At 60.0% G+C, this 643-nt stretch carries 1 pseudogene; it reads right to left on the reverse strand.

The annotated features are described in order from the left end of the window. Nucleotides 1-643, reverse strand: a pseudogene (locus AC0L3B_RS38200) (DUF1522 domain-containing protein); the annotation flags it as partial.

The following is a 643-nucleotide window of genomic DNA, read 5'->3' on the forward strand; positions in this document are numbered from 1 at the left end:
GTGTTGGTGTCGGCCAGGGTCAGGTTGGACGAGCCGGTCTGCAGCACGTTGATCAGGTTCTTGTTGAAGTCCTGACGAACCTGCACGATGGTCAGGTTCGAACCAAGTGCCGATGCCTCCGAACGCAGCGTGCTCGACGCAGTGTTCAAGTTTGTCAGCACCTTGTTGGTCGCAGCGTTGTCGATGAAGTCCGTCCCTTGTGTCAACGCGGCGAGACCCAGACCCTTGGAGTTGTAGGTCACACCCGTAATGCTCAAGCTCGACTTGGCGGTCTCGTCGAACACCAGCTTGAGCTGATCGCCGTTCAGCAGGTTCACACCGTTGAACGAGGAGTCCTGCGAGGTCGAGTCGATCTGCGCAAGGATGTTGTTGTACTGGCCGACCAGGTTCGCACGCGAGGTCTGGGCAACCGTATCCTGGACGGGGGTCGAAGCCGTCGAGAAAGTCAGAGCGCTCGTCAGCGTGCCGCCGATTGCGCCACCGGCCGAAGCCGAGCCGAGCGTCGAAGACGCGTAGTCGTTGGTTGCATTGATGGTCAGCAGGCCGTTGGCATCGATCGTGGCAGTCAGGTTGTTGGCCTGGAGCTGCGTGTTGAGCTGATCGAGCGTCTTGACCGTGCCGTTGGTGCCATCGCCGAAGGTGA

The sequence above is a fragment of the Bradyrhizobium sp. Kon56 genome (genome assembly GCF_055807635.1).